This window comes from Exiguobacterium sp. s163 (assembly GCF_018617135.1).
GTDB lineage: Bacteria > Bacillota > Bacilli > Exiguobacteriales > Exiguobacteriaceae > Exiguobacterium > Exiguobacterium profundum.
Map to the genome: position 1 here is coordinate 911338 of NZ_JACSJN010000001.1, position 11890 is coordinate 923227.

An 11890-nucleotide genomic window follows, 5' to 3' on the forward strand; every position below is an offset into this window, starting at 1 on the left:
TTAAGCTGTCGATATTTTTAAGAAGGGATTGATTAAATGGCGATTGCAATCGGATATCTCATCGCAGGTCTAGGTGCATTCGTGGCATATTGGTTCAGTACCGGCGAAGCACGAAACACAAAATTGAAAATATGGGGAATCGCTCTTATGATTCCTATATCACCAGCCTTAGCGTTTTCCATCGGCCTTTCGTACGCAATCAGTGTACAGAACGGATGGGCTGGATTGATCATGTGGTTTATTTTCCCTGTGATTTTCTTGAGTGGTCTGGCGTTGCTATTGATTGGTCTTTTCAAAAAAGAAAAGAAGTTGGTTTGAATGGTAAGACAACCATGATCACGACAACCCGTTGCCTCATCCGCCCATTCGAACGCCAAGACATCGAATCATTCATGATTTACCGGAATGACTTGGATTGGATGAAAGATCAGTCATTCAAAGGACTCAGCTTTGAAGAATACGAGAACGCCCTAATCGGCGCACAATCACTTCAACACGGCATGCAACTCGCCATCATCGACCAAGCGACCGATGAATTGATTGGGGACGTGTATATCCAGCAAGAAGGTATGACGTATTGGATCGGCTACACGATTACCCCTACGCGCGCTCGGCAAGGCTATGCATTTGAAGTGATGTCGGAATTGATTCGTCACTTGACTTACCAAGGAGCGAAAGAGTTCAAAGCCGGTGTGCTTGGGACGAACGCGGCATCCATCGCGCTATTGAAGAAATTGAACTTCACCTTTTTCGAGACAGAGCTTGACGAACAGATTTATCGTCTCGATGTCTCCAACATATGATAAAGTATGTATCACATGTCGCTTGGTTTTGATTTGAGGGAGTTTTGAATGGAATGATGAAACGCGTTCTTTTGCTCATGTCGATTTTTCTACTGATTGGGTCTTTGTCACAGGCTGCGATTCCGGAGCCGAAGGCCTATAACGACCCGAGTCTCATCTATTTGACGCTCGATGATGGACCGAACTGGAAAACGGGAAAGCTACTCGATGTCTTGAAGAAACATCAAGTGAAGGCAACCTTCTTCATCCTCGGAAAGAACATCGAAGGAAATGAGCATCTGCTTCACCGCATCATTGCGGAAGGTCATTTGATTGCCTTACACGGGATGCGACACGACCGGGATGAATTTTATGAAACACCGTTGACGGCCGTGCTTCAGATGCAGGAAGTACAAGCACTTATCTATGAAGTGACCGGCATTCATACGAACATGGCCCGCACCATTTATGGGAGCGACGCCGGCATGTCACCCGCACACTGGCAGGCGATGACCGATGCCGGTTTTGAGATTTGGGACTGGAACGTCGGTAGTCTCGACCATGTGTATAAGAAAGACAATGCCCGTGTCGAGCAACGTGTATTCGACCGACTCGAAGCGAATCGCGCCGCCAATATTGCTTCGATTATTTTAGCGCACGATCACTCGATGACGCCGAAAGCACTCGATACAATCATTCGTTATGCGAAAGAACGAGATTATGAATTCCGTACGTTAGAGGGTGTCCAACCGGTTCACAACTTTTCTGATGTATGGGAACCGCATTTAAGCGAACGAGCGACCCCATGACTGCAGATCATCTTAATGGTCTGCAGTTTTTATACAATGAGATGAATTATAAAAAATCGAGCCCTTATGTGGACTCGATGCTCATTTGTCGTTCATAGGTCACCATCACAAATTGACCGGAGGCGTGGTGACTCGTCAGTCGAAGCTTCGTTTCTTTCGTGCCTTCTAGGAAAAGAGGGATTCCCCCTCCTAACACGACCGGCGCAATCGCAATCTCATAGCGGTCAATCAAATCATGTTCCATCGCGGCTTTGATGACTTCTCCCCCGCCGATGAGCCAAATATCTTGATCAACTTCTTGCTTTAACCGATTGATGAGTTCTTTGATTGGTTCGTCCGTGAATGTGACATGCTCGGCCTCACGGTCAGCCTGACGTGTCAAAATGTAGTTCGGGATGTCTGGATACGGATACTCTCCTTGTTCTAACTTCAATACTTCCTCATACGTCTTCCGTCCCATGATGACAGCACCAACGGTCTTGAAAAAATCAGCATAGCCGTTGTCCCCATCCCCCTCTACAGCGAACAACCAATCGAGTTGGTCGTTCGACCGGGCAATCTTTCCGTCTAAACTCATCGCAATATATAACACAACATTCGGCATCATGTGTTCCTCCTTGATTCGTGATACATTCAGCTTAACGAACAAACACGACAAAAGATGACGGGAATGGTAGATATGAAAAAACGACACTTGCAACTGATTCGGCTACTCAATCGCGGACGACGTTTCACGGCGGAAGAACTGGCCCAAGAGACAGGCGCCTCCATTAGGACGATTCAACGGGATATGCTCTCGCTCGAAGAACTCGGTTATCCGATTTGGAGTGTTCCTGGAACTGGGGGCGGCTATGAAATGTTGCCGAATCGTTTATTGCCCCCGCTCCATCTCCGCGAACAAGAAGCCGTCGCACTCTATCTCACGCTCAAATGGATGGAACACATTCCTGATGTGCCGTTCGGGGACATACGAAGTACGTTGTCCGATTGGTACGTGAATGAGTTACCACATGACGTAGAGTCGAAAATTCGACGATTGGAGCGAAACATTCTCTGGCTTGGAAACAAACAAATTCCAAAAGCGCCGTTCACAAAGGACATCTATCAGGCGGTCGAGCGCAAAAACAAGATCGAGATGACGTATCGATCGACGAACGGATCACGTACGTTCCCCATCGCACCGGTCGGTATGGCACTCCTTGACTTAAAGTGGTATGTCTTCGGGCTCTCCGAACTCGGATTCCGTCAATATCGGATTGATCGCATCGAAGCGGTCCAAGTGCTCGAGGAATCGTTCGAGTCCGAGGATTTGGTGACCTTGCTTCAGAGAAGTGATGAACGGGGCGGTGTGACCGTTCAACTCGAGCTGACGTCACTCGGTCGTCGTTTACTTGAAGATGTATTACCCGATATCGAAGAGAAGAATGAATGGGACGTACCTAAAGAAGAGCTGCCGTTTTTGTCGAGACAGCTGTTGAAGGCCGGAGCCGAAGTGAAGGTCAAGGCACCGCATGCGTTGCGGGAGATGATGAAGGAGCATGCGGAACGTCTTGTAACATTATACGTATGAAAACTGAAAAGGCTCAACCCATGCGGTTGAGCCCGATTTCAATTTGCTTCATCCATTTCCTTATGAATACGTAGCAATTCGTTTTTGTATAAATCAGAGCGACCTCCAAAAATCGCTTGAATGTTATTTTTCACTTTGACGACTCCAGCTGCTCCGAGTGCTTTTAGTTCATCCTCATTGATTTGAGAAACATCACTTACTTCAACACGAAGTCGTGTGAAGCATGCATCGATATCACGGATGTTCTCTCGTCCCCCAAGTGCCTCTTCAATCGCAAGTGCTGTCGTTTGAATCACTGATTGACCTGACTTTTTATCATTGTAGTCTTTACGCGTAAACAGTTTCGCTTCTTGTCCGCCACGCCCTGGTGTTGCCAAATTCCACTTCTTGATAGCGAAAGTAAAGATACTATAGTAAACGATGAAGAAACCAATGCCGACGACGACATTCATCCACCAGCGTGGTGTTCCTGGTAAGACGTTCACTAAAATATAGTCAATCAACCCTGATCCTCCAGCCCAACCGATATGTGTGTCGAGCGCATACATGAGCGCAAAGGAAATCCCCGTCAACACACTATGGATGACATAAAGGATAGGTGCCACGAATAAGAAAGTGAATTCAATCGGTTCTGTGATTCCTGTTAGAAAAGCTGTACCGGCTGCTGCAATCAATAAGCCTCGAACGACAGGACGTTTGTCTGGGTCAGCCTGACGATACATCGCAAGCGCCGCCCCGAGTAAACCGAACATAATGATTGGGAACTTACCAGACATGAAACGTCCCGCCGTCACTTCGACACCTTCCGCGATTTGAGCGAGGAAAATATACTGATCACCGTTCACGACCGCATCACCGACCGTTGCCGTTCCACCGAGAGATGTCCAGAGGAACGGGGCATACCAAATGTGGTGTAATCCTGTCGGAATCAATAATCGTTCCAACATTCCATATAACCCAACATATGCAGGATTGGTCGCATCACTCGCGATGACGTTTGCCATTGAAGTGAGTGTCGATTGGATTGGCGGCCAGATGAGCATCATGACAAATCCAAGTAAAATCGAGAAGAAGACCATTACAATTCCGACAGAACGATCACCTGCAAAGAATCCCAACACTTCTGGTGGATTGAACGTATGGAACTTTTTTATACACCCATACTGCGAGCAACCCGACCGCAATCCCTCCGAGTATACCGGTTTCAAGGGAAGGAATACCGAGTAACATGCCATATTCTCCACTCTCGGCAGCCATTTCTGCCGTGATGCCGAGGGAGATTGAAATTGTCGTATTCATAATGACATATCCGACGAGTGCTGCGAGTGCGGCAATCCCTGATCCTCCTGACAAACCAACTGCGACCCCGATTGCAAAAATGATTGGTAAGTTCGCAAAAATACTAAGACCAATTTGTAACATTCCAGCACTGATCGCTTCTACTGTTCCATTCTGTAAAAACGTCCAGCTTTCGGCTAATGGTCCCGTGAGTGCCGCACCTAGTCCTAGCAAAATTCCGGCAGCCGGTAATAAAGCGACCGGTACCATGAGCGCCTTTCCAAACTTTTGAAAAACTCCAAACTATTGACTCATTCGATTCACTCCTCATCTTGTAAGCGTTATCAATCTGAACAATGAGAAAGGGGATTGCCTCCCCTCTCTAGTTACCGTATTGCTACTGTCTCGCCCGATTTTAATTCCGGCCAGTACGTTCTGTTTTCCTCAATCAAATCATCTAAGATTCGACGAGCTATTGGTGCATCGATGACTGTACGATTTAGTGTCAACGCCTGAAGTGCCTTCTCATAACTGTTTTCGAAGTATGCGTCGACGACAAGTTGCTCGTAAGCAAGCTGTCCTTCAATCATTCCTTTGTAAAAACGAGGAATCTTTCCGACTGCGAATGGTTTCGGTCCACGATTGGTAAGCATCGCAGGCACTTCAACCATCGCATCGTCCGGCAGGTTCGAAATAATCCCTTCATTTTTCACCATGACGATGAAAATATCACCGTTATTATAGGCTAGCGAAGCAGCGACCCGAATCATATAGCAGCCGTGGATATCGACCTCAAGGTGAACATTTTCGAGCGAGTCATCTTGAATAATCTGATCGCACATCGAGAAGACACGTTCTTGACGTCCGTTGATTACTTGCCGTGCCCGTGTGTTCGTGACATCTTCTTTTTCTGCCATGTCAGATGGATATAAATAATATTGAAGGTACGTGTTCGGTAAGTACTCCGGGAAATCCGTCAGCATCTTCTCTACTTGTTTGAACGTCTTGATCCAAGATGGGTCATTCGCAATCTCCGAATCTTCCGGGATGAAACCGTCTTCTAAAATGGCGCGTTTGATATCTTCAGTCAATTCATTTCCTTCTTTATCGAAGATACCTGTGAACCAACCAAAGTGGTTGAGTCCGAAATATTCCGGAACGAGATCCCAAATCTCTTTACCGAGAATCTTCGCATAGCTCACCATGATTGCTGCCGGCATATCGCAAATATTTAATATTTTTTGATCGTCCGGGTAAGCACGTTTGAGCGCCTCGGCGACAATCGCAGCAGGGTTTGTATAGTTTAAGATCCAGCCATTCGGTGAGCCGGTGCGAATGTCAGAGACGAGTTCAATCATATCTCCGATTGAGCGCATCCCGTATGACATTCCGCCCGGTCCACACGTCTCTTGTCCCACCACGCCATGTCGAAGCGGAATCTGCTCATCTTTTTCGCGCATTTCCAAACCACCTGTCCGAATTTGGACGAAGAAGAAATCTTTATCTTTAAAAGCATATTCTTTGTCCGTCGTATATTCGAACGACTCGAGTTCTGGATAATGCTCACGCAAGATGATTTCACTCGCTTTCGCGACACGTTCTTGACGTAATTCATCTGTATCGTAAAACGTGATAGAACGAAGTGGGAAGTGTTCTTTTTCCTTAATCAAACTCATGATCATGCCGATTGTGTACGTACTACCTCCACCGACGACTACGAGACGCTGTGGTGTTTTCATGTGTGCGTTCCCCTTTCAATACATATCTAATTGATTACAATACAAATCTAATACATATTATCTGAACCGTCAACACCTTTTTTAAAACGTTTTATTTTTGTATACTATGAGTAAGGAACGCATACAATCAGGAGGTTATCTACATGAAAGCTAAATCTCCGCTATACCAGCGGATTGCTCAGGAGATGCGCACGTTTATCGAGACCGGCGATTGGGCGCCCGGTGAAGCAATTCCGACAGAAGCACAACTCGTCGAGAAATTTAAAGCGAGTCGAGTCACCGTTCGACAAGCCGTCAAACTACTTCAAGAAGAAGGATTGCTTTGGAAACGACAAGGGAGCGGCACATATGTACAATCCGAAAAGATTGAACATAATATGTACGAATTAAAAAGTTTCACTGAAGACATGAAACGGGAAGGAAAGGACGTCACGAGTAAAGTACTTACTTTCACCGTTCAACCTCCGACTGAAAAAATAAAGGAAATACTCGAGCTTGATGAAGACGCTCTTGTCTACTATATTCGCCGGTTACGCTTTGCGAACGGAGAACCGCTCATCGTCGAAGATACGTATCTTCCACTCCAATTATTTCCCGATTTAACGTATGAGGTAATGACACGGTCGAAGTATGATTACATTGAAAATGTCAAAAACCTGAAGATTGCAGACAGTGTTCAGGAATTTATCCCGGTCTTGCCGACGAAAGAAATTGCTGAAATGCTCGAGGTGAGCGATCGAACACCGATACTCAAAGTCGAACTCTATTCGTTTCTCATGGATGGCAATCGCTTTGAGTTCACCGAAACGTATTTCAAGAGTGAAGAGTATCGCTTTATCATCCGTGCCGGTCGAAGACATGAAACAACAAACACCCAGTGAATTCAACGATTCACTGGGTGTTTGTTAATGCAAACTCATATGTTTCAACATTAGACTAATGCTATTCAAGCTGCCTTAGGGATTCAAATAGACGCTCAGCATTTTTTGGACTGCTCGTCAGGTAAATGGTTTCTAACAAGCTATTATATTCTCGTTCAGAAATGATAACAGCATTCTTCCTGCCTTCTTTCGAGATGAAAATCGTCTCGTCATTTTCACATACTTGATGAAGCAAGTGGTTCAACTTTTTTTCGCTTTCCGGTATGGAACCGTAGACATTCACATCACTCCTCATTTATGTCCATTATATTATGATTTTTTATGAATGACGAAACATCTATGTTTCTACATCCGTATAAAAGACCAATCAATCATCAACAAAGGCGGTATGCACATGCATCACCAGAACAAACAGTTCATTCACTTATTCAAAGACGGTCAGTTCGATGACATTTATCATCAAATGACCGATTATTGCAAATCTCATTGTTCCATGGCCATGTTTCATCACGAAGCGTCTTCGTTTCATCATGGAATTCGGCGCTATCGTCTGCTCAATGAGATGATGTTGAACGGGAATCGGTATGCATTGTGGTCGGATTTCCGAAAAGAAAAGTTATTGTCCGTTCAATTCAATCGCGTGAATCAGGTTGAATCCATTCAGATGACGGTCACATCCTCTTCAAAAGAGACCAATCCTTTCACGAAAAACAAATACCACCTTCCATTCAAAGAGCAGTGGTTCGTCGTCTCAGAAGGGACAACCCTCGGAATGTATCATCATGATCCAACTCGAAAAAAGCGTGATGGCTATGACTTTTTGAAAACACAAGAGCAACAACCTTACAATCGTAGAAAAATCGGGATGGATGGCTCGTATGCGTTTGGAGAACGAGTGATTGCTCCATTACACGGGACAATTCATCAAGTCGTGGATGGGTTGTCAGACGAACTAGATGCTGATCATCCATTCGGTAATCACGTCATCATTCAACATGCGAACGATGAATATTGCCTTCTCGCCCATCTAGAGAATGGTTCCATTGCCGTGAATGTGGGAGATACGGTCAAAACCAAACAGTTGATTGGGCGCTGTGGGCGTTCCGGAATTACACCTGAGCCACGCTTGCATATGCGTGTCATGAATCACCCAGATGTGGACAGCGCGACCGCCCTCCCGATTCGATGGAAAGGTCGATTGCGACCTGTGCGTGGAAAAGTAGTCACCTCTCGTGAGGAAGAGGGATGGTCGTATGGAATTGCAGCCCTCGATTTTTCAGAACTGCTTCTTTACATTGTTCAAGCCATTCCGCGATTATTTTTTCGCTTTTTTGGATAAGAAAACCCCTCAGAAATCTGAGGGGCCCAACATCACATATCCAAATCGGTGAACGCAAGTGGGACGAGCTCCCCAAGCGTCACTTCTTTCACATCGGCGTTGCCGTTTGTGAGAAGTACTTTGAAGTCAGGATCGCCAAACTCGACCATGACCTGACGGCAGATACTACATGGTGGCAAGAAGTCTTCCGTGTCCCCAGACACGGCAACCGCTTCGAAGTCACCTTTTTTGTATCCTTTTGCGACCGCTGTGAAAATGGCTGTGCGCTCTGCACAGTTCGTTGCTCCGAACGAGACGTTCTCGACGTTGACGCCGTCGATGACCGTACCATCCTTCATGAGAAGTGCCGCCCCGACGCGGAACTTCGAATATGGTGAATACGCATTGTCCTTCAATTGGCGTGCGCGCTCGACTAATTGTTGTTGGTTCATCTTAAGTCATTCCTCTCAAATATCGAATGAACTGATGCCAGTCCCCATGCCTCTCATTTTGGGCAGGATTTTTAGCATACACCCACCCCAAAGAGAAGTCAATGACTTTTTACAAACGCTTTCATGAATAAACAAAAAAGAAGGAGCGCTCATCCCTTCTTGACTGTCTATACGCAGTTATACCAATTCAAGCTGTGCGACGGGCGCTTCTTCCGTTTCCGTCTGCACGTGATGGCGACCAATCGGAATCACGGACGGTGAACCGGATACCGGATCACACATGACCGAACAGCGAAGGTTGAACACACGATGGATCAAATCACACGTGATGACGTCCGACGGCTTTCCTTCTGCGATCAACTTCCCTTTATCAAGTGCGAAGATATAGTCCGCATAACGTGCCGACAAATTGATATCGTGAAGCACCATGACAATCGTCGTGCCGTACTTTCGGTTCAAATCCGTCAACAAGTCGAGAATCTCGACCTGGTATGTGATATCGAGATACGTCGTGGGTTCGTCTAAAAAGAGGACGTCTGTCTGTTGAGCAAGTGCCATCGCAATCCAGACACGTTGGCGCTGTCCACCTGACAACTCGTCGATGGGACGGTCCGCGAACTCCGTGATATTCATCATCTCCATCGCCTCGGCGACAGCTTCGTAATCGGCTTTCGTCCAGCCCTTTAAAAAGGATTGATGCGGGTAACGACCACGACCGACGAGATCGGCGACCGTAATCCCTTCTGGTACGACCGGGGACTGTGGCAACATCCCGAGGACACGCGCTAGCTTTTTCGGTGCCATCTTCGAAATCGGCTTATCGTAAAGCGTCACTTGACCGGCACTCGGTTTGATAAGGCGTGCCATCGTCTTCAAAAGCGTCGACTTCCCGCAACCGTTCGCACCGATGATGATGCTAATCTGATTGCTCGGAATTTCAAGGCTGATATCGTTCAAAATCATCTTGTCCTCGTATCCCGAGGTGAGATGTTCCACTTTCATAATGGATGCCATTTAGAAGTCCCCTTTCTGGTTCATCCGAATCAACAAGTATAAGAGATAAGGCGCGCCGATGATGCCGGTGATGACACCGACCGGATAGCGTGCCGTGAAGGCGAATTGTCCGACAAGGTCGGCCGCTAGTACTAAAATGATTCCGACAAGCGCTGCCGGCAAGATTCCCGCGTGGCTCGTTCCGACGAGCCGTTTGGCAATCGGCCCTGCCAAGAAGGCAATAAACGCAATCGGTCCCGTTGTCGCTGTTGCAAGGGCGAGCATGAATACTGCCGCCACAATGAGCAGAAGTCTGGTCTGGTTCGTGTTGATTCCAAGACCTGTCGCCGCCATTTCTCCGAGCTCGAGCATTTCAAGCTGACGAGTGAGTAACAGTACAATCGGTAAACAGATAAGTACCGTGATGATTAAAGGTGGCAACTCTTCAAGTTTCGCCCCATTTAAACTTCCTGTCAACCACCGCATCGCCATCGCGACATCGTTTTGTCGGCTGATGAGCAGTAAATAGTTGATGACGGCTGTTAACATCGCTTGAATCCCAATTCCAACTAACACCAAACGACCGATGGAGAAAGCCGCCCCTTTTGATAGGAAATAGATGACCAGCACGGTGACGAGCCCTCCGATAATCGAAGCGATCGAGATTATCGCTTCACTCGATTGTAGGACGACGATACAGAAGACAGCCGCCGCACTGGACCCCGTTGTGATCCCGATGACATTTGGATTGGCAAGCGGATTTCGAAGCATCGTTTGGAAAATCGTTCCCGCAGCACCAAATGCTGCACCGGCAAAGACACCAGCGAGCATACGTGGTAGACGCAATACTTCAATGGCGAACGTCGCCCCTTTTACGTCTTCCCCGAGCAAGACGCGGATGACATCCTGAACCGGATAAATCGTATTGCCCAACATGAGCATCAACCCGCTCAATGCTACCGCTATGATGGTCAAAAGAATCGTCATCCCGACATAACGACGGCGTCGCTTCATGCGACCTTGTCTGATTTGTTCAATCGCTGGTTGCATCATAGTCCTCTTACTTTCACTTTCATTGTCAATAGAATCAAGATCGGTGCCCCGATGAACGCCGTCACAATCCCGACCTCAAGTTCACCTGGACTTCCGAGCAAACGTCCGATGACGTCCGAGAAAGTCAAGATGATGGCACCTGCTAAGGCAGACATCGGCATGAGGTAGCGTTGGTCAGGACCGAGCACGAGTCGAATCAAATGTGGGGCGAGAAGTCCGATAAACCCAATCGGTCCAGCGAGTGCAGTCGCCGCCCCACACAGAATCACGCCTGCGAACGAGGCGGTCAACTTCAATGTCCCCGTCCGAACACCAAGACTCTTCGCCATCTCCTCCCCGAGCGCAAGTGCGTTCAAGGAAGGTGCGGTCACGACCGCAATCACGAGACCGATTAGAAGAAACGGTAAAAAGGTATAAATCGAATCCAGATTTCCTGCACCGACACTCCCTACTTGCCAAAAACGGAATTGATCCATGACGTTCGAGCGTGGAATCATGAGCGCCATGACGAGCGACGATAGTGCTGCACTTGTCGCCGCTCCCGCTAAGACGAGTTTGAGCGGGGTCGCCCCTCCCCTTCCGAGTGAACCGATGCCGAAAACGAAAATGGCCGTCAATAGCGCCCCGACGAGCGCAAACCAGATGAACGCACTCGCCGTCGCGATGTTGAAGAATGCGATGCCAATGACGACGGCGAGCGCTGCTCCCGTGTTGACCCCAAGAATACTCGGGTCAGCGATTGGGTTACGCGTCACCGACTGCATGAGTGCACCCGCCACACCGAGTGCTGCGCCACACATAAAACTGAAAATTGTCCGGACGACCCGCTCCCGGACAATGTCTGCCTCATACGACTGAACAGCCGGACGGAATAAACCGTCCAGCAGTTCATTCCACCCGACTGTTCGAGAGCCGAAGGCAAGGGATGCCACGATGCATAGCACCGTCAGTACGAGCGTCCCAACTAACAGGAGCGGGAAGTACTTCGGGGTATGCATCTGTTTCACCTGATTTT

15 protein-coding genes are annotated in these 11890 nt (G+C 47.6%); 6 read left to right on the forward strand and 9 right to left on the reverse strand.

Translation table 11 applies throughout. The features are described 5' to 3' along the window. Window positions 1-36: 36 nt before the first annotated feature. The 3 genes from KNO71_RS04675 to KNO71_RS04685 are packed head-to-tail and all read left to right on the forward strand — an operon-like array spanning window position 37 to window position 1591. A complete protein-coding gene (locus KNO71_RS04675) occupies window positions 37-318 on the forward strand; it encodes a hypothetical protein (protein WP_214685978.1) in 282 nt (93 codons plus the stop codon). A gap of 14 nt (window positions 319-332) precedes the next feature. Further along, window positions 333-803: a GNAT family N-acetyltransferase gene (locus tag KNO71_RS04680; protein WP_251025506.1), complete on the forward strand. Its 471-nt coding sequence runs from the start codon at window positions 333-335 to the stop codon at window positions 801-803. A gap of 53 nt (window positions 804-856) precedes the next feature. Then, window positions 857-1591, forward strand: coding sequence for a polysaccharide deacetylase family protein (locus tag KNO71_RS04685; RefSeq protein ID WP_214685982.1), 735 nt, complete (start codon window positions 857-859; stop codon window positions 1589-1591). Between the two features lie 64 nt (window positions 1592-1655). Here KNO71_RS04685 and KNO71_RS04690 read toward each other — a convergent pair whose 3' ends face one another. Next, on the reverse strand, window positions 1656-2195 hold the full coding sequence (locus KNO71_RS04690) for a dihydrofolate reductase family protein (RefSeq protein ID WP_214687497.1): 540 nt from the start codon (window positions 2193-2195) through the stop codon (window positions 1656-1658). Between the two features lie 75 nt (window positions 2196-2270). Between KNO71_RS04690 and KNO71_RS04695 the strand changes: the two genes are divergently transcribed. After that, the gene (locus KNO71_RS04695; protein WP_214685985.1) at window positions 2271-3161 is read left to right on the forward strand and encodes a helix-turn-helix transcriptional regulator; all 891 of its coding nucleotides are present in this window, start codon (window positions 2271-2273) and stop codon (window positions 3159-3161) included. Between the two features lie 38 nt (window positions 3162-3199). Here KNO71_RS04695 and KNO71_RS04700 read toward each other — a convergent pair whose 3' ends face one another. The 3 genes from KNO71_RS04700 to KNO71_RS04705 all read right to left on the reverse strand — a co-directional run bounded on the left by KNO71_RS04700 (window position 3200) and on the right by KNO71_RS04705 (window position 6178). Continuing rightward, the gene (locus KNO71_RS04700; RefSeq protein ID WP_251025504.1) at window positions 3200-4279 is read right to left on the reverse strand and encodes a PTS transporter subunit EIIC; all 1080 of its coding nucleotides are present in this window, start codon (window positions 4277-4279) and stop codon (window positions 3200-3202) included. Continuing rightward, the gene (locus KNO71_RS17605) at window positions 4260-4709 is read right to left on the reverse strand and encodes a PTS transporter subunit EIIC (protein WP_251025503.1); all 450 of its coding nucleotides are present in this window, start codon (window positions 4707-4709) and stop codon (window positions 4260-4262) included. Before KNO71_RS17605 ends, KNO71_RS04700 begins: the two co-directional genes overlap by 20 nt. Before the next feature lie 116 nt (window positions 4710-4825). Beyond that, window positions 4826-6178 (reverse strand): 6-phospho-alpha-glucosidase, encoded by a 1353-nt coding sequence (locus KNO71_RS04705; RefSeq protein ID WP_214685989.1) that lies wholly within the window; start codon window positions 6176-6178, stop codon window positions 4826-4828. 143 nt (window positions 6179-6321) lie between these two features. Between KNO71_RS04705 and KNO71_RS04710 the strand changes: the two genes are divergently transcribed. Next, a complete protein-coding gene (locus KNO71_RS04710) occupies window positions 6322-7059 on the forward strand; it encodes a GntR family transcriptional regulator (RefSeq protein WP_214687499.1) in 738 nt (245 codons plus the stop codon). A 61-nt stretch (window positions 7060-7120) separates the two neighbouring features. Here the strand turns inward: KNO71_RS04710 and KNO71_RS04715 are convergent, their stop codons facing one another. Next, window positions 7121-7354: a type II toxin-antitoxin system Phd/YefM family antitoxin gene (locus KNO71_RS04715; RefSeq protein ID WP_214687501.1), complete on the reverse strand. Its 234-nt coding sequence runs from the start codon at window positions 7352-7354 to the stop codon at window positions 7121-7123. A 99-nt stretch (window positions 7355-7453) separates the two neighbouring features. Between KNO71_RS04715 and KNO71_RS04720 the strand changes: the two genes are divergently transcribed. Beyond that, a complete protein-coding gene (locus KNO71_RS04720; protein WP_214687503.1) occupies window positions 7454-8398 on the forward strand; it encodes a M23 family metallopeptidase in 945 nt (314 codons plus the stop codon). Between the two features lie 32 nt (window positions 8399-8430). Here KNO71_RS04720 and KNO71_RS04725 read toward each other — a convergent pair whose 3' ends face one another. The 4 genes from KNO71_RS04725 to KNO71_RS04740 form a co-directional block, all read right to left on the reverse strand. Continuing rightward, window positions 8431-8829, reverse strand: coding sequence for a cytidine deaminase (locus KNO71_RS04725; protein ID WP_012727277.1), 399 nt, complete (start codon window positions 8827-8829; stop codon window positions 8431-8433). Between the two features lie 177 nt (window positions 8830-9006). Next, the gene (locus tag KNO71_RS04730; protein ID WP_214687506.1) at window positions 9007-9843 is read right to left on the reverse strand and encodes an ABC transporter ATP-binding protein; all 837 of its coding nucleotides are present in this window, start codon (window positions 9841-9843) and stop codon (window positions 9007-9009) included. Then, a complete protein-coding gene (locus KNO71_RS04735; RefSeq protein ID WP_214686190.1) occupies window positions 9844-10875 on the reverse strand; it encodes a FecCD family ABC transporter permease in 1032 nt (343 codons plus the stop codon). Further along, on the reverse strand, window positions 10872-11873 hold the full coding sequence (locus KNO71_RS04740) for a FecCD family ABC transporter permease (RefSeq protein WP_168169872.1): 1002 nt from the start codon (window positions 11871-11873) through the stop codon (window positions 10872-10874). Before KNO71_RS04740 ends, KNO71_RS04735 begins: the two co-directional genes overlap by 4 nt. Between the last annotated feature and the right edge of the window lie 17 nt (window positions 11874-11890).

Coding starts and splice junctions, on each gene's coding strand:
- KNO71_RS04690 (WP_214687497.1), bottom strand. CDS start 2,195: ATGCCGAATGTTGTGTTATATATTGCGATGAGTTTAGACGGAAAGATT.
- KNO71_RS04710 (WP_214687499.1), top strand. CDS start 6,322: ATGAAAGCTAAATCTCCGCTATACCAGCGGATTGCTCAGGAGATGCGC.
- KNO71_RS04695 (WP_214685985.1), top strand. CDS start 2,271: ATGAAAAAACGACACTTGCAACTGATTCGGCTACTCAATCGCGGACGA.
- KNO71_RS04735 (WP_214686190.1), bottom strand. CDS start 10,875: ATGATGCAACCAGCGATTGAACAAATCAGACAAGGTCGCATGAAGCGA.
- KNO71_RS17605 (WP_251025503.1), bottom strand. CDS start 4,709: ATGGTACCGGTCGCTTTATTACCGGCTGCCGGAATTTTGCTAGGACTA.
- KNO71_RS04675 (WP_214685978.1), top strand. CDS start 37: ATGGCGATTGCAATCGGATATCTCATCGCAGGTCTAGGTGCATTCGTG.
- KNO71_RS04740 (WP_168169872.1), bottom strand. CDS start 11,873: ATGCATACCCCGAAGTACTTCCCGCTCCTGTTAGTTGGGACGCTCGTA.
- KNO71_RS04725 (WP_012727277.1), bottom strand. CDS start 8,829: ATGAACCAACAACAATTAGTCGAGCGCGCACGCCAATTGAAGGACAAT.
- KNO71_RS04705 (WP_214685989.1), bottom strand. CDS start 6,178: ATGAAAACACCACAGCGTCTCGTAGTCGTCGGTGGAGGTAGTACGTAC.
- KNO71_RS04680 (WP_251025506.1), top strand. CDS start 333: ATGATCACGACAACCCGTTGCCTCATCCGCCCATTCGAACGCCAAGAC.
- KNO71_RS04720 (WP_214687503.1), top strand. CDS start 7,454: ATGCATCACCAGAACAAACAGTTCATTCACTTATTCAAAGACGGTCAG.
- KNO71_RS04730 (WP_214687506.1), bottom strand. CDS start 9,843: ATGGCATCCATTATGAAAGTGGAACATCTCACCTCGGGATACGAGGAC.
- KNO71_RS04685 (WP_214685982.1), top strand. CDS start 857: ATGATGAAACGCGTTCTTTTGCTCATGTCGATTTTTCTACTGATTGGG.
- KNO71_RS04715 (WP_214687501.1), bottom strand. CDS start 7,354: ATGAGGAGTGATGTGAATGTCTACGGTTCCATACCGGAAAGCGAAAAA.